General features: G+C 67.1%; 19 protein-coding genes. 6 read left to right on the top strand and 13 right to left on the bottom strand.

What is annotated here, in order from left to right; genetic code table 11:
• Positions 1-4 precede the first annotated feature (4 nt).
• A complete protein-coding gene (locus CFOUR_RS04385; protein ID WP_085957549.1) occupies positions 5-3,739 on the top strand; it encodes a multifunctional oxoglutarate decarboxylase/oxoglutarate dehydrogenase thiamine pyrophosphate-binding subunit/dihydrolipoyllysine-residue succinyltransferase subunit in 3,735 nt (1,244 codons plus the stop codon).
• A gap of 86 nt (positions 3,740-3,825) precedes the next feature.
• Here CFOUR_RS04385 and CFOUR_RS04380 read toward each other — a convergent pair whose 3' ends face one another.
• Positions 3,826-4,536 (bottom strand): hypothetical protein, encoded by a 711-nt coding sequence (locus CFOUR_RS04380; RefSeq protein WP_085957548.1) that lies wholly within the window; start codon positions 4,534-4,536, stop codon positions 3,826-3,828.
• Positions 4,529-5,050, bottom strand: coding sequence for a YflT domain-containing protein (locus CFOUR_RS04375; protein ID WP_085958424.1), 522 nt, complete (start codon positions 5,048-5,050; stop codon positions 4,529-4,531). The genes CFOUR_RS04380 and CFOUR_RS04375 overlap by 8 nt, the downstream gene beginning before the upstream one ends.
• Before the next feature lie 52 nt (positions 5,051-5,102).
• Between CFOUR_RS04375 and CFOUR_RS04370 the strand changes: the two genes are divergently transcribed.
• Complete coding sequence (locus CFOUR_RS04370; protein WP_085957547.1) at positions 5,103-6,239, top strand: Mrp/NBP35 family ATP-binding protein; 1,137 nt, start codon at positions 5,103-5,105, stop codon at positions 6,237-6,239.
• Here the strand turns inward: CFOUR_RS04370 and tatB are convergent.
• The 3 genes from tatB to sigE are packed head-to-tail and all read right to left on the bottom strand — an operon-like array spanning position 6,232 to position 7,627.
• Positions 6,232-6,645, bottom strand: a complete 414-nt coding sequence (gene tatB / locus CFOUR_RS04365; protein WP_085957546.1) for a Sec-independent protein translocase protein TatB — start codon at positions 6,643-6,645, stop codon at positions 6,232-6,234. The genes CFOUR_RS04370 and tatB overlap by 8 nt on opposite strands.
• A 10-nt stretch (positions 6,646-6,655) precedes the next feature.
• Positions 6,656-7,015, bottom strand: coding sequence for an anti-sigma factor family protein (locus CFOUR_RS04360; RefSeq protein ID WP_085957545.1), 360 nt, complete (start codon positions 7,013-7,015; stop codon positions 6,656-6,658).
• An 18-nt stretch (positions 7,016-7,033) separates the two neighbouring features.
• A complete protein-coding gene (gene sigE / locus CFOUR_RS04355) occupies positions 7,034-7,627 on the bottom strand; it encodes an RNA polymerase sigma factor SigE (protein ID WP_230471794.1) in 594 nt (197 codons plus the stop codon).
• Positions 7,628-7,714: 87 nt separating this feature from the next.
• Here sigE and CFOUR_RS04350 point away from each other — a divergent pair, with 87 nt between their 5' ends.
• Positions 7,715-8,398 (top strand): O-methyltransferase, encoded by a 684-nt coding sequence (locus CFOUR_RS04350; protein ID WP_085957543.1) that lies wholly within the window; start codon positions 7,715-7,717, stop codon positions 8,396-8,398.
• Here CFOUR_RS04350 and glgC read toward each other — a convergent pair.
• Positions 8,395-9,612, bottom strand: a complete 1,218-nt coding sequence (glgC, locus tag CFOUR_RS04345) for a glucose-1-phosphate adenylyltransferase (protein WP_085958423.1) — start codon at positions 9,610-9,612, stop codon at positions 8,395-8,397. The two genes, CFOUR_RS04350 and glgC, sit on opposite strands and share 4 nt — an antisense overlap.
• A 67-nt stretch (positions 9,613-9,679) precedes the next feature.
• Between glgC and glgA the strand changes: the two genes are divergently transcribed.
• On the top strand, positions 9,680-10,834 hold the full coding sequence (gene glgA / locus CFOUR_RS04340) for a glycogen synthase (RefSeq protein ID WP_085957542.1): 1,155 nt from the start codon (positions 9,680-9,682) through the stop codon (positions 10,832-10,834).
• Positions 10,834-12,234, top strand: coding sequence for a GH32 C-terminal domain-containing protein (locus CFOUR_RS04335; RefSeq protein WP_290180077.1), 1,401 nt, complete (start codon positions 10,834-10,836; stop codon positions 12,232-12,234). The genes glgA and CFOUR_RS04335 overlap by 1 nt, the downstream gene beginning before the upstream one ends.
• Before the next feature lie 65 nt (positions 12,235-12,299).
• On the opposite strand, the gene CFOUR_RS04330 is transcribed toward CFOUR_RS04335, so the two are convergent.
• The 7 genes from CFOUR_RS04330 to dapE are packed head-to-tail and all read right to left on the bottom strand — an operon-like array spanning position 12,300 to position 17,138.
• Positions 12,300-13,163, bottom strand: coding sequence for a class I SAM-dependent methyltransferase (locus CFOUR_RS04330; protein ID WP_085957540.1), 864 nt, complete (start codon positions 13,161-13,163; stop codon positions 12,300-12,302).
• A 17-nt stretch (positions 13,164-13,180) separates the two neighbouring features.
• Complete coding sequence (locus CFOUR_RS04325; protein ID WP_070475087.1) at positions 13,181-13,351, bottom strand: DUF3117 domain-containing protein; 171 nt, start codon at positions 13,349-13,351, stop codon at positions 13,181-13,183.
• Between the two features lie 15 nt (positions 13,352-13,366).
• Entirely contained in the window at positions 13,367-13,675 is a 309-nt protein-coding gene (locus tag CFOUR_RS04320; protein WP_179154817.1) for a cell division protein DivIVA, read from the bottom strand.
• Between the two features lie 10 nt (positions 13,676-13,685).
• Complete coding sequence (locus CFOUR_RS04315; protein WP_085957539.1) at positions 13,686-14,402, bottom strand: glucosyl-3-phosphoglycerate synthase; 717 nt, start codon at positions 14,400-14,402, stop codon at positions 13,686-13,688.
• Positions 14,399-15,250 carry a dihydropteroate synthase gene (gene folP / locus CFOUR_RS04310; protein WP_230471793.1) on the bottom strand — a complete coding sequence of 284 codons (852 nt, stop codon included), beginning with the start codon at positions 15,248-15,250 and terminating at the stop codon, positions 14,399-14,401. Before folP ends, CFOUR_RS04315 begins: the two co-directional genes overlap by 4 nt.
• Positions 15,243-16,028 carry an LOG family protein gene (locus CFOUR_RS04305; RefSeq protein WP_085957538.1) on the bottom strand — a complete coding sequence of 262 codons (786 nt, stop codon included), beginning with the start codon at positions 16,026-16,028 and terminating at the stop codon, positions 15,243-15,245. The genes folP and CFOUR_RS04305 overlap by 8 nt, the downstream gene beginning before the upstream one ends.
• 3 nt (positions 16,029-16,031) lie before the next feature.
• Positions 16,032-17,138 (bottom strand): succinyl-diaminopimelate desuccinylase, encoded by a 1,107-nt coding sequence (gene dapE / locus CFOUR_RS04300; RefSeq protein ID WP_085957537.1) that lies wholly within the window; start codon positions 17,136-17,138, stop codon positions 16,032-16,034.
• A gap of 29 nt (positions 17,139-17,167) precedes the next feature.
• On the opposite strand from dapE, the gene CFOUR_RS04295 reads away from it, so the two are divergent.
• Positions 17,168-18,088 (top strand): 2,3,4,5-tetrahydropyridine-2,6-dicarboxylate N-succinyltransferase, encoded by a 921-nt coding sequence (locus tag CFOUR_RS04295; RefSeq protein ID WP_085957536.1) that lies wholly within the window; start codon positions 17,168-17,170, stop codon positions 18,086-18,088.
• Positions 18,089-18,131: the final 43 nt, after the last annotated feature.

Genomic DNA, 18,131 nt, shown 5'->3' with positions numbered 1-18,131 from the left:
TGCCGTGAGCAGCGAAAACACGTTCGGCCAGAACAGCTGGCTGGTTGACGAGATGTTCCAGCAGTACAAGGACGACCCGAACTCGGTGGACGCCGAATGGCGCGAACTCTTCGAGAACCAGGGCGCTCCGAAGACCGCGAAGGGCACCCCTACCGTCACCCCTTCCGCCGAGGGCGCAAGCACTCCGAAGACCGACCCCAAGGTCGCCCGCTCCACCGGCGCGCCGAGCCAGGACGGCCGCGCAACCAAGGTGGACGAGGCAGCCGCGAAGGTGGCGGCCAAGCCCAAACGCAACACCGCACCTGCAAAGTCCTCCCCGCTTGACAAGGTCAACCAAGTCGAGGCCGAAGCTGGCGAGTTCCAGCTCAAGGGCGCGTTCAAGGCAATTGCCAAGAACATGAACGAATCGCTCGAGGTGCCCACCGCCACCACCGTGCGCGACATGCCGGTCAAGCTCATGTTTGAAAACCGCGCGCTGATCAACGACCACCTCAAGCGCACCCGCGGCGGCAAGGTCTCCTTCACCCACATCCTGGGCTACGCGATTGTCCTGGCTACCAAGCTGCACCCGGACATGAACAAGAACTACAAGGAGGACGGCTCCAAGTCCTTCGCCGTGCAGCCGGAGCACATCAACCTCGGCCTGGCCATCGACCTGCCGGGCAAGAACGGCTCCCGCTCCCTGGTCGTCGCCGCCATCAAGGAGTGCGAAAACAAGACCTTCTCCGAGTTCGTCGACGCCTACGAGGACATCGTGGCGCGCGCCCGCGACGGCAAGCTGACCATGGATGACTTCTCGGGCGTGACCATCCAGCTGACCAACCCGGGCGGCATCGGCACCCGCCACTCCATCCCGCGCCTGACCAAGGGCCAGGGCACCATCGTCGGCGTGGGCGCCATGGACTACCCGGCAGAGTTCGCCGGCGCCTCCGAGGACCGCCTGGCGGAGCTCGGCGTGGGCAAGCTGGTCACCCTGACCTCCACCTACGACCACCGCGTCATCCAGGGCGCGGAGTCCGGCGAGTTCCTGCGCGACATCTCCCAGCTGCTCATTGACGACAAGTTCTGGGACGAGGTCTTCCGCTCCCTGGAGATCCCCTTCTCCCCGCTGCGTTGGGCACAGGACGAGCCGAACACCGGCATCAACAAGGACACCCGCGTCATGCAGCTGATCGAGGCGTACCGCTCCCGCGGCCACCTCATCGCGGACACCAACCCGCTGCACTGGCACCAGCCGGGCCTGCCCAAGCCGGATTCCCGCGACCTGCTCATGGAGACCCACGGCCTGACCCTGTGGGACCTGGACCGCGTCTTCCACGTCGGCGGCTTCGGCGGCAAGGAGCAGATGACGCTGCGCGAGGTCATGTCCCGCCTGCGCGCCGCCTACACCCTCAAGGTCGGCTCCGAGTTCTCCCACATCATGGACCGCGACGAGCGCGAATGGCTGCGCGACCGCGTCGAGGCCGGCATGCCGAAGCCGACCGGCGCCGAGCAAAAGTACATCCTGCAAAAGCTCAACGCCGCCGAGGCCTTCGAGAACTTCCTGCAGACGAAGTACCTGGGCCAGAAGCGCTTCTCCCTCGAGGGCGCTGAGACCCTGATCCCGCTGATGGACGCCATCATCGACACCGCCGCGGGCCAGGGCCTGGAAGAGGTCGTCATCGGCATGCCGCACCGCGGCCGCCTCAACGTGCTGTTCAACATCGTGGGCAAGCCGGTCGCCACCATCTTCAACGAGTTCGAGGGCAACGTTCGCGCAGCCCAGCCCGGCGGCTCCGGCGACGTGAAGTACCACCTCGGCTTCGAGGGCGAGCACATCCAGATGTTCGGCGACGGCGAGATCAAGGTCTCCCTGGCCGCCAACCCGTCCCACCTCGAGGCCGTCGACCCGGTGCTCGTGGGCATGGCGCGCGCGAAGGCCGACCAGATCAAGCTGACCAAGGGCCGCGAGGATCACCCGGTCGTTCCGCTGATGCTGCACGGCGACGCCTCCTTCACCGGCCTGGGCATTGTCCAGGAGACGCTGAACCTGTCCCGCCTGCCGGGCTACACCGTCGGCGGCACCATCCACATCGTGGTGAACAACCAGATCGGCTTCACCACCACCCCGGACTCCGGCCGTTCCTCCTACTACGCCACCGACCTGGCCAAGGGCTTCGACTGCCCGGTGTTCCACGTCAACGGCGACGACCCGGAGGCTGCAGCGTGGGTTGCCCAACTCGCCACCGAGTACCGCCGCGAGTTTGGCAAGGACGTCTTCATCGACCTCATCTGCTACCGCCTGCGCGGCCACAACGAGGCGGATGACCCGACCGTGACCCAGCCGGTCATGTACGAGCGCATCCAGTCCCACCCGTCCGTGCGCACCCGCTACACCCAGGACCTCATCGGCCGCGGCGACATCACCGAGGAAGACGCGGAGAAGGCTGCGCAGGACTTCCACGACCAGCTGGATTCCGTCTTCTCCGACGTCAAGGCGGAAAAGGGCAAGCCCAGCGAGCAGACCGGCATCACGGACTCGCAGGAGCTCACCCGCGGCCTGGACACCAACATCCCCGAGGAGCAGTTCAAGCGCCTGGCGGACGCGTACGCCACCCTGCCGGAGGACTTCGCGCCGAACAAGCGCCTGAAGTCCGTGCTGAAGAAGCGCGGCGGCTCCTTCACCGACGGCGACATCGACTGGGGCTGGGGCGAGCTGCTCGCCTTCGGTTCCCTGGCCGAGCAGGGCAAGTTCGTCCGCCTCGCCGGCGAGGACTCCCAGCGCGGCACCTTCACCCAGCGCCACGCGGTGCTGTACAACCCGGACAACGCCGAGCCGTACAACCCGCTGGACCACAACGCGCAGGAGTCCGGCAACGGCGGCCACTTCCAGGTGTTCAACTCCGCCCTGACCGAGTACGCGGGCATGGGCTTCGAGTACGGCTACACCCTGGGTAACAAGGACGCCGTGGTGGCCTGGGAGGCGCAGTTCGGCGACTTCGCCAACGGTGCCCAGACCATCATCGACGAGTACCTGTCCTCCTCCGAGACCAAGTGGGGCGAGCTGTCTTCGCTGGTCGCGCTGCTGCCGCACGGCTACGAAGGCCAGGGCCCGGACCACTCCTCCGCCCGCATCGAGCGCTACCTGCAGCTCGTCGCTGAGGGCTCGATGACCATCGCCCAGCCGTCCACCCCGGCAAACCACTTCCACCTGCTGCGCCGCCAGGCTCTCGGCGAGATGAAGCGTCCGCTGGTCGTGTTCACCCCGAAGTCCATGCTGCGCAACAAGGCGGCTGTGTCCCAGCCGGCGGACTTCATTGAGGTGGATCGCTTCCAGTCCGTCATCGACGACCCGAACTTCGTCGAGCGCGGCAACAAGGTTGTCGGCGACACGGACAAGGTGCAGACCATCATGCTGTGCTCCGGCAAGATCTACTGGGAGCTGGCCAAGAAGAAGGAAGAGGACGGCCGCGACGACATCGCGATCATCCGCGTGGAGATGCTCCACCCGATCCCCTTCAACCGCCTCGCCGACGCGTTCAAGAACTACCCGAACGCGAAGCAGATCCGCTGGGTCCAGGACGAGCCGGCAAACCAGGGCGCATGGCCGTTCTACAACGAGCACCTGCGCACCCTGATCCCGGACATGCCGGAGATGGTCCGCGTGTCCCGCCGCGCCCAGTCCACCACCGCAACCGGTGTGGCGAAGGTGCACCAGCAGGAGGAGAAGCAGCTCCTGGAGGAAGCATTCGCAAAGTAGCTTGACGACGGGCCTCACGGCCCCCCAAGCACCAGGGCCCCGGGGTTCACCCCCGGGGCCCTTCCTCGTGTTCGGCTACTGCCTGGCTAGTGCGCGCCGTCGCTGTCGGCGGAATCGCCCTCGGCGGCGTCCTCGTCCGGGTCGGCCAGCTCGTCGGCGTAGACGTCGATGTGGGCGTACTCCATCATCCAGGCGGCAAGGGTATCTTCCATGTCTGCCCCAGACTCGATCTCTTCAGTCATCTCCCCGAGCGCCTTGGTGGACAGGACACGGGTGATGAAGTTCAGGCGGTTGATTTCCCCGCGGTCGAACTCTGCGGTGGAAAACAGTGGCACCACGTTCTGCGGCAGCTCGCCGCTTGCCCCGCAGCCTTGCGCCGGCGAGGGGTCCACGGTGCGCACGGTCCCCGGCAGGGCGGCCACGGCCGCGTCGTAGACCATGTCGGAGATCCCCTCGGTGTCCGCCTTCGCCTCTTTAGTGAGGCGCTCGGCGGCCGCGGCGTCGGTTTCTTCGACCAGGCGGCCGGTGCACGTCACCACGAAGTCGATCGGCGTCTCCTTCAGCACGCGCAGCGTGTCGCCGGCGGAGAAGTCCGTCGCCGTGACGCTGGTGGGCCGGCCCAGCTGCTGCAGCACGCGGCTGTAGATCTCGCCCAGCACCAGCTGCTCCGGGTTGTCGGCGTCGACGCCGATGGCGACCGGGGTCTTGCTGGTGCTTTGCATGCCCGCCGGCGCGCACCCGGCGAGTGCCAGCGCGGAAACGGTAAGCGCCGCCAGGGCGCGTCTCGGCTTACGCATTGGGGTTGGGGTGCGAAGCGTCGTCGATAGGCAGCTGCCCCGCGATGAGGTCGCGTGCGCGAGGCGCCGCATCCGGATCGCACAGCACGTCGTAGCGGCCCGCCACAATCGTGGTGGCGGAGGAGAAATCGCGTTTGCCGCCGGTCAACGCGTAGGCCACGGCGGCGAAAACCGCGCCGAAGACAGCGCCCACGAGCAACGTGGAGGTAAACGTCACCCAGCCGGAGCCAGGCTCCGTGAACACGGACATGATCAGGCCCAGAAACAGGCCCATCCACAAACCGGACAGCGCGCCGGTGCCCAGCACCTTGCCCCACGTCAACCGGCCGGTGATCTTTTCCACCTGCATCAGATCCACACCCACGATGGACAGCTTCTCCACCGGGAATTCCTGGTCGGAGAGGGCATCCACCGCCTGCTGCGCCTCGGCGTAGGTGCGAAAGCTGCCGACAGGCCAGCCCGTGGGAACCTCACGCGCGGGCATACGTCCAGGATTGCTCATGGGATTTGTCATGCCCACCAGTGTATCTGTAACCGGCCGCTACCCCGTTATACTGCTTGGCAAGATGGCTACTGAACACACAATCACAGAAGCAGACGTCCTCGCCGCGCTCGAGCGGGTGGAGGATCCGGAGATTGGCAAGCCCATCACCGAGCTGGACATGGTCGAATCCGTGCGCATCACCGGCCCGGACGTGGCGGTGGGCATCTACCTGACCATCGCCGGCTGCCCGATGCGCGAGACCATCGAGTCCAACACCCGCGCGGTACTCGAAGAGCTCGACGGCGTCGGCGACGTCAGCGTCACCCTGCACACCATGAGCGACGAGCAGCGCCGCGCGCTCGCACTGAAACTGCGCGGCGAGCAGACCGGGCCAGCGATCCCCTTCGCGGACCCGGACACCCGCACGCGCATCTACGCGGTGGCATCCGGCAAGGGCGGCGTGGGCAAGTCGTCCATGACCGTGAACCTGGCCACCGCCCTGGCGGCGCAGGGGTTGAGCGTGGGCGTGGTCGACGCGGACATCTACGGCCACTCGGTGCCGGGGCTGATGGGTTCTGAGGACCAGGGCCCGACCGTGGTCGACGAAATGATCATGCCCCCGATCGCCCACGGCGTGCGCCACATCTCTGTGGGCCAGTTCGTGGAGGGCAACGCCCCGATCGTGTGGCGCGGGCCCATGCTTACCCGCGCGATCCAGCAGTTCCTCGCCGACGTGTACTGGGGCGATTTGGACGTGCTGTTCATGGATTTGCCGCCCGGCACCGGCGATGTGGCCATCACCGTCGCCCAGCTCGTGCCCAACGCGGAGCTGCTCATCGTGACCACCCCGCAGGCCGCTGCGGCCGAGGTGGCGGAGCGCGCCGGCACGATCGCGCAGCAGACGGACCAGAAGATCGCCGGCGTGATCGAGAACATGGCGGGCATGACCATGCCAGACGGCACGGTGATGAACATCTTCGGCGAGGGCGGCGGCGAACAGGTGGCCGAGCGCCTGACCCAGCTGACGGATTCGGACGTGTCGCTGCTGGGCTCCATCCCCCTCGACCCCAAGCTTCGCGAGCACGGCGACACCGGCACCCCGGTGGTCATCTCCGAGCCGGACTCCCCCGCCGCGCAGGCGATCTCTGCGGTGGCGGACAAGCTGAAAGTGCGCCGCGACTCGCTCGCGGGCAAGAGCCTCAACCCGCGCGTTAAGTAATATCCTCCCAGGAAAAGCCCTTGCTTTGCGACGGGCGTTCCGCCGACTCCCGCCGCGGCTCCTGCGCCGGCTTCGGTGCGGGACGCGGGCCGGACTTGCCGGGCTCGGGGGGCTGCCCGTTGGCGGGGTCCGGTCCGGCGGCGTCGTCTTCGAACAGCACCTTCGCCATCGCGCGCCGCGGACCCATGGCCGCGTACTGCGAGACGGTGTTGATCGGCTGCCTAAACTCCTCGAAGCCCTCCAGCTCCCCGTTGAGCTCGGCCTTCGCGTTGTTGATGGCCTTCTTCGCGGCGTAGATCGCGGCTCGGACATCTTCCACGACGGACGGCAGGCGCTCCGGCCCGATCACGATGAGCCCGATGATCAGGATGAAAAAGATTTCGCCCCAGCCGATGTTGGAAAACACTTAGACCACCCTACTCCCCCCGACGACGCAGCGCGCCCAGTGAGGACTTCAACGCAGAGCTGACGGTGTCCAGGTGCTCGCGCAGCGTCCCCTTCTGTTCCTCACCGCACGCGCCGTGGGCCACGTCTTCCAGGCGCAGCCCCGCAAGCCGCTCCACCAGCGACGCGGGCGCGTGCACCGCCGAATCGTCCACCACCCGCAGGCGGTTCGCCGCCCGGCGCTGGCAATCCACCTCCGCCATGCACTCCTCGCAGACGTCCAAGTGGCGCACGGCGCGGTGAAAGGCCGCGTCAGAAAGTTCCCCGTCCACGAAGGCGGCTACTGCTTCCGGGTTGAGGTGGTCGGTGGAGTTGAATTCGTGTTTGGCCATGCAGCATCACATCGCGTGTTAGCGGGCGCGGATGAGTTCTTTCGCTTGCGCGTCGTCAAGCGCCTGCGCCTCCAGCGACTCCCGCAGCTGCGCGCGGCCGCGGTGGATGCGCGAGCGCACCGTACCCATCTTCACTCCGAGCGTGTCGGCGATTTCCTCGTAGGTCATGCCGACGACGTCACACAACACGACGGCGACGCGGAAGTCCGGCGCCAAATCATCCAGCGCGCGCTGCAGCGCCGGATCCAGGTTGGCCACGTTGTAGGCCTCCTCCGGCGTCATGTCGGTGCCGGGAACGCGCTCGTAATCCTCCGGCAGCGCCTCCATGCGGATCTTCGCGCGGCGGCGCACCATGTCCAGAAACAGGTTGGTGGTGATGCGGTGCAGCCACCCCTCAAACGTGCCCGGTTGGTAGTTCTTCAGACTGCGGAACACGCGCATGAACGTCTCCTGCGTGAGATCCTCCGCGTCGTGCTGGTTGCCGGAGAGGCGAAACGCGAGGCGGTACACACTGTCCGCGTGCTCCTGCACCAGCTCCGACCAGGTCGGCATAGCGCCCTCACCTGCATCGAACGCAGCAGTACCGGACAGCGGAACATCCTCGACGGTCATAGCAAGCATTCTGGCAGAGCCCCCTTCCAAATGCCAGCGCGGATACTGTGAACTCACTGGGCGCCGCCGCCCCGCTATGCTGGCCGTGTGAGTGAGACAGCGTTTACCCAACTGAGCACCTACATCGACGCACGCCGGGACCACCTGCCGGAGGCGTTGAACGAGGCGTTGCAACGCGCCCGCGAGGACGCCGCAGAAAACGGTGTGCCCACCCCGAGCCACGTGGTAGGCGACCTGCTTTCCGTCCTGGCCGCCGGTGGCGCTGACGGCACCGGTGGCACCGGCGGCACCCAAGGCGCGGTCGCGGTCACCCCCGCCGCCGGGGTTGCGGGCCTGCACATCCTCGCCGGCCTGCGCGACAAAGCGACCTTGACCTGCATTGAGCCGGAAGCGGCGCTGCAGGCAGGCGCGAAGGAGAGCTTCCGGGCCGCGGGCTTCGCCCCGTCGCGGGTGCGTTTTCTCACCTCCCGCCCCCTCGATGTCATGGGGCGGCTTGCCACGGGCGCTTACCAGCTCATCTACGCCGACGTTTCGGCGGTGGAGCTGCGCCCGCTCATCGACGCCGCGTGGCCGCTGCTCGCCCCCAGCGGCACGCTCGTGATCGCAGGTTCGCTTCTCGACGGCACCGTGGCCGACACCACCCGCCGCGACCGCGACACCGAAGCGGCCCGCGACGCGGACGCCTACGTGGACACGCTCGCGCTCGACGGCGCCGCCGTGGCGCGCCTGCCCCTCGACGGCGGGCTGACGCTTCTGACCAAGCGCGCCTAAATCACTTCGCTTTTGCCCACGCACACGACTCCGTTGTCGGAGACGGTGAAGCGCTCGCGGTCGCGCTGCGTGTCCACGCCGATGATCTCGCCGTCGGAGACGTAGACGTTCTTGTCCAGGATGCAGTGGCGCACCACCGCGCCCTTGCCCACGCGCACGCCCGGCATCAGCACCGAGCCTTCCACGGTGGCGCCTTCTTCTACCCGCACGTCCGTGGACAGCACGGAGTTGCGCACCGTCGCGCCCGAGATGATGGAACCGGAGGCAACTATGGACTCCTGCGCGATCCCGCCCATGACAAACTTCGCCGGCGGCAGGTTGCCGTCCTCCGTGGCGTGGATGGGCCACGCCTTGTTGTAGAGGTTGAACACCGGGTGGGAGGAAATGAGGTCCATGTGGGCCTCGTAGAAGGAATCGACGGTGCCGACGTCACGCCAGTAGCCGCGGTCGCGCTCGGTGGCGCCGGGGACTTCGTTGCGGGAAAAGTCGTACACGTTCGCCTCGCCCTGAGCCACGAAGTACGGGATGATGTCGCCGCCCATGTCGTGGTCGGAGTCCTCGTTCTGCTCGTCCTCCAGCAGCGCCTGGATGAGCGCTTCGGTGGAAAAGCAGTAGTTGCCCATGGACGCGAACGTCGTCTCCGGGTCGTCCGGGGTGCCGGGCGGGTCCGCGGGCTTTTCCAAAAACTCGGTGATCGTTCCGTCGTCGTCAGCCTGGATGCAGCCGAACGCGTGCGCCTCCGAGCGCGGCACCCGAATACCCGCGACGGTGGCGGCCTTGCCGGAGGTGATGTGATCCTCCACCATCTGCGACGGATCCATGCGGTAGACGTGGTCCGCACCGAAGACCAAAACGTAGTCCGGCGCGTCGTCGTAAATCAGGTTCAACGACTGCACAATCGCGTCCGCCGAACCCGAGTACCAGCGTTTGCCGCGGCGCTGCTGCGCCGGCACCGAAGCGATGTACTGCTGCGTCGGGCCAGAGACGTTCCAGGCGGTAGCCACATGGCGGTCCAGCGAGTGCGACTTGTACTGGGTAAGCACCGCGATGCGCATGTAACCGGCGTTGACCAGGTTGGACAGGACGAAGTCGATCAGACGGTAGTTGCCGCCGAAGGGGACGGCGGGCTTGGCGCGGTCGGCTGTGAGGGGGAACAGGCGCTTGCCCTCACCGCCGGCCAGGACGATGGCGAGAACGCGTGGCTGGCTTTTCATAACCGCCAGGCTAATGAGAATTTCAGGTCCCTGCAGGTTTTCGCGCGCGTAAGTAGGCTCGGCGGTCATGAAAGTCGGAATGTTCACCCGCGAGTACCCGCCGGAGGTCTACGGCGGCGCCGGTGTCCACGTCACCGAACTGACGCGCTTCATGCGCGAGATCGTCGACGTGGACGTGCACTGCATGGGCGCCCCGCGCGATGCGGAAGGCGTTTATGCCCACGGCGTCGACCCAGCTTTGGACAATGCCAACGGGGCGATCAAAACCCTGTCCACCGGTCTGCGCATGGCCGACGCCGCCGCCGGGTTGGACGTGGTGCACTCGCACACCTGGTACGCGGGCCTCGGCGGCCACCTGTCTGGCCTGCTGCACGAAATCCCCCACGTGGTCACCGCCCACTCGCTTGAGCCGGACCGCCCGTGGAAGCGCGAGCAGCTCGGCGGCGGCTACAACGTGTCCTCCTGGTCCGAGAAGAACGCCTTCGAATACGCCGATGCGGTCATCGCGGTCTCTGCTGGCATGCGCGAGGCTGTCCTGCGCGCGTACCCGCGTATCGACGACGCTAAAGTCCACACCGTTCTCAACGGCATCGACCCGCAGAAGTGGTACCCGGACACCGGCACCATCGCCACAGAGCTCGGCGTGGATCCGGACAAGCCCGTCGCCGCCTTCGTCGGGCGCATCACCCGGCAAAAGGGCGTGCCGCACCTGTTGAAGGCCGCCCAGCACTTTGACGAGGACATCCAGCTGATCTTGTGCGCCGGCGCGCCGGACACCGAGGAGATTGCGGCGGAGACCGAAGGGCTCGTCGACAAGCTGAAAGCCCAGCGCGACGGCATCTTCTGGGTCAAAGAAATGATGCCCGCCGAGAAGGTGCGCGAGGTCTACTCGCTTGCCGACGTGTTCGTGTGCCCGTCCATCTATGAGCCGCTCGGCATCGTCAACCTCGAAGCCATGGCGTGTGAAACCGCCGTCGTCGCCTCGCGCGTCGGCGGCATCCCCGAAGTCGTCGTCGACGGTGAGACAGGCGTCCTCGTCGACTACGATGCGGACGACGCTGAGGGGTTCGAACGCGGCATAGCCGACGCCGTCAACGCCATCGCAGGCGATACGCAGCGCGCCGCCGCGATGGGCGCCGCCGGACTCGAACGAGCCAAAACCCAATTCTCCTGGGCAACTATTGCGCAACAAACCGTCGATATCTACAAGGGGCTGATGTGATGACCGTATACCGTCCGGAACTGCACGTAACCGCCGAGCGCGGCATCCTCGAAGGCCCCGCAGGCATCTACCGCACCGGCGGGCGCGACGAGCGCGTGTGGAACATGTTCTACCAATACCGCCCCACCCCCGACGCACCCAGCCGCTGGGGCCACCAAATCAGCGAAGACGACCCGTTTAGCTGGCTCGACTGCAACGACGTCATCGTGCCCGTCGGCGGCGAAATCGCAGTGCGCGCTGGCGGAGTCGCCCCCGCCGGCGACGGCGTGGACCTGTACTTCACCTCCGCCACCGCAGCCGGAAACACCGTCCAGGTCGCGCACGTACCCCACGTGGACCACCTCGGCGACGACCTCGACGAGGAAGAAGACCTCGACGTCTCCGCCGCCGCAGCCCGCCTCGGCGCCGTAGTCGAAGACGCCGGCGGCGTCAGCAACTTCCGCTCCCCCTGCGTCGTGCCCGACTGGGACGCCGGCACCGACCGCGACGACGCCCACGACGGCTGGCTCATGCTCGCCGTCTCCGGGCCCGAAACCGCGCCGAAGCCGGTCGTGCTCACCTCCGAAGACGGCCGCGAATGGAAGCTCGAAGGCGTACTCGAATTCGAAGGCGACACCGGCATCGACCTCGACTCCTCGCTGGTCGCCCCGCGCATCGTCCGCCTCCGCGACGAGGTCGATGGCGCAATCCGTGACGTACTGTTTGTCACCCTCGAGCGCGACGGTAAAGACACCGCCGTCTACGCCGTGGGCGAGCTCGCCGGCAACGTCTTCCGCGTGGACACGCCGTTTACCATCGTCGACTACGGCCACGACTTCACCCGCCCGCGCAACACCACCTACAACCTGGTCGAGACCGCCAAGCTGTACGAGCGCACCTACCTCTACGGGTTCATGACCAACACCGACCGCAACGGCGACCCCACCGCCGAACCCAACTGGGACGCCGAAGGGTGGGCCAACGCGCTCACCCTGCCGCGCCGCGTCACCCTGCAGGGCGGGCGCCTCTACCAGGTGCCCGCGCCGGGCCTGCCGGACGCCGTGGACAGCACCGACCGCGCCCGCATGTGGGCCGGACTGTGCGAGGTCACACCCGGCTCCTCGGTCACCGTGGAAATCCTCGACGGAAACGGCGAGGCGGCCGTGGTGATCACCCACGCCGGCGACTCCATCACCCTGGACCGCAAGGACGGCTCCCCCGCCACCGCCGACCTGCACGACGAGGACGAGGACAACATCACCGTCATCGTCGACGGCTCCACTGTGGAGGTCTACGCCGGCGGCGGAAGCGTCGTCATGTCCTCGCGCGTGTGGCTCGACGGCGACTGCTCTGGAATCCGCACCCGCGCCCACGACGGCGCGGAGATCCACAGCGAGTGGCGCCGCGGCTACGTGCGCTAACCCCCTAAAACGCCGCTGCCGCCCCTCCCAGCGTTGGAGGAGCGGCAGTTTTTTAACGCCTCGGTCTAGGCCTTGCGCATACGGATCAGCTGCGCGCGTGCGGTGACTTCCATCTGCTCCGGCAGCTCCGCCAGGCGCGCGCTGAGCACGCCGGGATCCAGGTGTCGCGCGGACGGGCTCATACCCACCTGCGCTGCGATCGCATCGCGCTCGAGGTGCATGGGGAACTCGATGAGCTGCGGGTCCGCGGCGGGCACGAGGTGGCCCTCGGACTGCGCCACGAGGCGCTCGATCTTGCCGTCTTCCACGCCGAGGATGCCGAGCGGGTCGCGCAACTCGTCAAGGTGGCCTTTATCGGCGACGAGCATGACGGCCTCGCCGCCGTCGACAAGCACACGCGCGAACTCGGCGGGGTTGCGCGGCGCGAACACCACCGCGAGCGCGTGGACGGAGCCGGTGCGGATGGGCAGCTGCTCCCACACGTCCGCCACCACCGCGCCCACACGCGGATGGGCCTTGGCCAGGTGCTTCGCGGCCGGCACGGACACGTCCAGGCCCACGCCGCGGGCGCCGGCGATCAGGTCGAGGGTGTGCGCGAGGTAGTAGCCGGTACCTGCGCCTGCCTCCATGATCACGGGGTGGTCCGCGTCGCCGGCGGCGCGCTCGACCACGTCGGCGAGCGCGTCGGAGACGGCTTCGACGAACGGGGCGAAATAGCCGTTGGACAAAAACGTCTCGCGGGAGTTGACCATCTCCAGCGAGTCGCCCTCGTGCCCGATCCCCTTGCCCGCGGCGAGTGTGACGTAGCCCTGCTTGGCCACGTCATAAGAATGCCCCGATTCGGAGACGAGACGGGTGAAATCGTCTTCGCCCCGAAGCGGGGTGAGATCTGCCGGATCGGCGAGCACGTCCACAATGTCGTTGAGCATGTGGCGATACTACCGCGTTAGGCTTCGGCGGCCTCCGTGAGCAGGCGGCCGAGCTCGCCGGCCTCCTCCTTGGACAGCTCAACCACGAGGCGGCCGCCGCCGTCGGACGGGATTCGCATCACGATCTTGCGGGATTCCTCCACCGCTTCCATGGGACCACTGCCGGTACGCGGCTTCATTGCTGCCATTCGTCTACGCTCCTTTTACTTCGTGATGGGGGTTGTCGACGATTCTACCTGAGCATCCCGCCTATCGACGGGCCCAAGGTTGCCACCCGCCAACTGCTGAAGCAGCGCATCCACCTGGTCCATGCGATAGCCGCGGTGCACCACCTCGAGCTGGATGTCGCCGAAGTTGCCCTCCTCCACGGCACGGCGGTTGGCCTCCTTCACCTCGGCGGATGGAGGCATGGGCGGAAGCGCCTCGCCGCGGCCGAAGACGGAGGCGAACACGCGCACGCCGAGGATGCTCAGCAGCGCGAGGATGAGGATGAGCAGGATCCAGGAAAGCATGACGGCTAGTTTAACCGTCCACCCACGCCGGCCGCTCGCTGACCTTACAGTCGGCCACCCCGGCGCGCGAAAGGATCGTGGCGGCGACCACGTCGGCCATCGGGCCCAGCTGCGTCAGCGGCCGGTTGCGGTGCGTGCGGGGGCTGAGGCGCGCTTCTGCGATGGCGGCGGGGCTGTGGGCGCGTGCGACGTCGATAAGCAGCCCCGCTTCAACGCCGTAGCCTGCGACAAACGGCAACCGCAGTGCGGTCGAGCGGCGGATCGCGTACTCGCCGGCCAGCGGCTGGCGGATGTGCGCCAGCTCAGGAAACAGTGCGCGCAACAGCGGCTTGGCCGTCAGCTCGGTAACGCGGCCGCCGGCGCGGGTGCGCTCGTAGTCCGCCTTGACCAGGTGGATGGCGGCGTCGTCGAACGGCGCGGCCAGCGCGTCGACCCACCACGGCTCGAGCGACGTCACGTCCGCGTCGATAAACACCACCACATCGCCTGCGGCCGCTTTCACCCCGCGCCACAGCGCCTCGCCTTTGCCCTGCCAAGGCGCACGCGGATCCACCTCGCGCCACGGCACCACCGTCGCCCCCGCCCCCGCGGCGCGCTGCGCGGTGCGGTCGGTGGAATCCGGGTCGATCACCAGCACCTCCTCGGCCACGGAAGCGCGGCACTTCTCCACGACGCCGGCAACCGTGTCCTGCTCATTCAGCGCCGGAATCACCACACTGACCCTCACGCGAGCCCCCGAACAGTATGGATGGGCCCCATTTGGCCCTGGATGGCCGCGGTCATGCGGATCACGTCCAGCGTGGCCTGCACCTCGTGCGCGCGAAACGCCGCCACCCCACGCGCAGCCGCCCACGCCGTGGCAGCAAGCGTGCCGGGCACCCGCTCAGCGATATCCGCGCCGCCGAGACCGCGGTTGACCGTTTCGCCGACAAAGTCCTTGTTCGACAGCGCCATCAGCACCGGCCAGCCTGTCGCCACCAACTCGTCGACGCGGCGCAGCAACTCCAAGCCGTGATAGGTGTTCTTGCCGAAGTCGTGCGTCGGGTCGATGAAGACGCGTTTTTCAGGCACACCCACGCTCACGGCCCGCTCCGCCAACGCGGTGGTCTCCGCGATCACGTCGGCGACCACGTCGTCGAAATGCACGCGGTGCGGACGGGTGCGCGGGGTCACCCCGCCGGTGTGCGAACACACATACCCCACACGGTGCGCGCCGGCGACCTCCACCAACTCCGGGTCGAAGCCAGCCCACGTGTCGTTGATCAGGTCCGCGCCCGCAGCGATCGCGGCCCCCGCCACCGGCGCGCGCCACGTGTCCACGCTCAGAGTCACGTCCGGGTGGCGCTGGCGGGCAGCCGCGACCAACGGCACGACCCGCTCGATCTCGGCGGCGACGGATACGTCGTCGCCAGGCCCAGCTTTCACCCCGCCAATGTCGATGATGCTCGCGCCGGCGGACACCGCGTCGTCGATACGCACCATCGCCTTCTCCTCGGCGAAGGTCGCACCCTTGTCGTAGAAGGAGTCTGGCGTGCGGTTGACAATCGCCATCACCTCCGCGAGCGGCCTAGACATCCCTGAGCCGTTGATCCGTCATCACCTTGTGCGCGTTCACGATGTGCGAGACCGCCTCCTCCACCGAATCCGTCACCAGGAACAACTTCTCATCTCCCTCCGAGATCAACCCGCGCCCAAGCAACTGGTCCTCGATCCAGCCCACCAGACCCGACCAGAACTCGGAGCCCATCAGCACAATCGGGAAGTTGGTCACCTTGCCCGTTTGCACCATGCACACCACCTCGAAGACCTCATCCATCGTGCCGAAACCGCCCGGCAGCGCAATAAATGCCTGCGAGTACTTCAAAAACATCGTCTTGCGGGCGAAGAAGTAACGGAAGTTCAGGCCCAGATCCACCCAGTCGTTCAACCCCTGCTCGAACGGCAGCTCGATGCCCAAGCCCACCGACAACCCACCGGCATCGTGCGCGCCGCGGTTCGGCCCCTCCATCAACCCCGGCCCGCCGCCGGTAATCACGGCGTACCCGGCCGCCACCAGCGCCTGGCCTACGTCGTAGGACAACTGGTACTCCTCAGTGCCCTCCCCCAAACGCGCAGAGCCGAACACCGTCACCGCCTTCGGCATCTCGCTCAACGCGTCGAAACCGGCGACGAACTCACTTTGAATGCGCATCACGCGCCACGGGTCCTCATGGCGCCACTGGCCGTCGCCGTGGCCCAACGACTCCAACAAACGCTGATCGTGCGTGGAGGCCTGCTGGTCCGCGCCGCGCAGCGCAATCGGGCCGCGCAGCTTCCGGTCGCGGTCCGGGCGGGGAATGTTCAGCGGTGCCATTGTTTACTCGCCTTCCTTCGCGCTCAGGTAGTCCATCAGTTGCCCGGATACCTGCGTGATCTGGTCCACCGGGCACTGCTCGTCTTTCTTGTGGGCAAAGCCCGGGTCGCCGGGGCCGAAATTGACCGCCGGCACGCCAAGGCCAGAAAAGCGCGACACATCCGTCCATCCGAACTTCGCGCGGAAATTCCCGCCCACAGCCTTGACCAGCCCGGCGGCGACCGGGTCACCCAGGCCGGGCAGCGCGCCCGGGGCGACATCGTCGTAGATCAGCTCCAGGCCGTCTTCCAGCGCGAGCGTGTCCTCCAAGTGCGCCTTCGCGTCGTCCACCGAGCGGTCCGGCGCGTAGCGGAAGTTCACGATCAACCGTGCGTGGTCCGGGATGGTGTTGGTTGCCACGAATCCTTCCATGCCCACCACGTTGAGGCCCTCGCGGTACTCGCAACCGTCGATCTCCACGGTGCGCGGCTCGTAGGCGGCGATGCGGGTGAGCACCCCGGCCAAATCGTGCGCCGCGTTGTGGCCGAGCCAGCTGCGCGCCGAGTGAGCGCGGGTGCCGTGCGCGTCTACGAAGACGCGGATGGAGCCCTGGCAGCCGGCCTCGATGATGCCGCCGGACGGCTCGCCGAGCAGCGCGATGTCGCCTTCGAGCAGCTCCGGGTGGTCGCGCTCCAAATGGAACAGGCCGTTATATTCCTGGGCCACCTCTTCGCCTTCGTAGGCGATCACCGTGAGATCGTGTGCTGCTTTGCCCGGCTCGGCCAGGCGCGCAAACGCGTTGAGGTAACAGGCCATGCCCGACTTCATGTCGACAGAGCCGCAGCCGTGCAAAATCCGCTCGCCCGTCGGCGAACCTGTGAGCCGATGCGGTGTGTTGTCGGCGAGAGGCACGGTGTCGATGTGGCCCGCGAGCACCACGCGAGACCCGAGACCGAAGTTCGTGCGCGCGACCACGGTGTTGCCGAAGCGGGACACCTCGGCGTGTGCGAGGCCGCGCAGCGCCTCCTCGACGGCGTCGGCGATCGCCTCCTCGTGGTGCGAGGGCGACTCGATGTCCACGAGCGCCGCGGTAAGTGCGATGGGGTCGGCGAAGAGATCTAAGGAAGTCACACGGCGATCCTACGTTTACACTCGCAGCCATGCCTGTAGGAGCGCGCGCCGTCGGAATCGCCAACATTGCCATGGATGGCACAGTGCTCGATACCTGGTTTCCATCCCCAGAGCTTTTGCCTATCGACGCCACCTCCGGCACCCACCGCGTCTCCGCCCATGAGCTGTCGCCGAAGTTTTTGAAACTAATTGGCGCGGACCACGACCGGTTGGTCGAACTCGTGCCGGTGCGCACCGAGATCGCGGACCTCGACGCAGCGCCGGTCGACGCCCACGACGTGTTCTTGCGCCTGCACCTGCTGTCGCACCGTATGGTCGAGCCGCTGACCATCAACATGTCCGGCGCGCTCGACCTGCTGGAACCGGTGGTGTGGACCAACAAAGGCCCGTGTTTGGCCGACAACTTCGAAACCGTGCGCACCAACCTGCGGGCGCGCGGGCTGATCCACGTCTACGGAATCGACCGGCTGCCGCGCATGGTCGACTACGTCGTGCCCTCCGGGGTGACCATCGCCGAGGCCGAACGCGTGCGGCTCGGCGCCTACCTTGCGGAAGGGTCCTCGGTGCTGCGCGAAGGCTACGTCTCCTACAACGCGGGAGCACTGGGACCGGCGCGGATCGAGGGGCGGCTGTCCTCGGCGGTGGTCGTCGGCGGTGGCACGGACTTGTCACTGTCGTCGGCGCTGATGGCTTCGCGGATCAGCGAGCACGAACGCGCACCCATGCGGGTGGGCCGGGACTGCCGTTTGCACCCGTCGTCGGGCATCATCGGCGTCGACCTCGGCGACCGCTGCGAAATCGGCGTCGGCGTCATGCTCGAGCCGGAAACGATGGTCTTCGACGTGGATTCGGGCACCCAGGTGCCCGCGCGCACAATCGCCGGGCGCGACGACATCCGCATCGAACACGAGCCGTTTTCCACCTCTCCTGTGGTGCGGCGACGCGCCTGAGGCGGAATATATTGCCCTCGACGTAAAAGGTTGCGTTTAAGGT

The sequence above is a fragment of the Corynebacterium fournieri genome (genome assembly GCF_030408775.1).
In the GTDB taxonomy this organism is placed as follows: Bacteria; Actinomycetota; Actinomycetes; order Mycobacteriales; family Mycobacteriaceae; genus Corynebacterium; species Corynebacterium fournieri.
The sequence above is the reverse complement of the archived record's forward strand: the minus strand, read 5'-3'. Positions and strand labels throughout refer to the sequence as shown.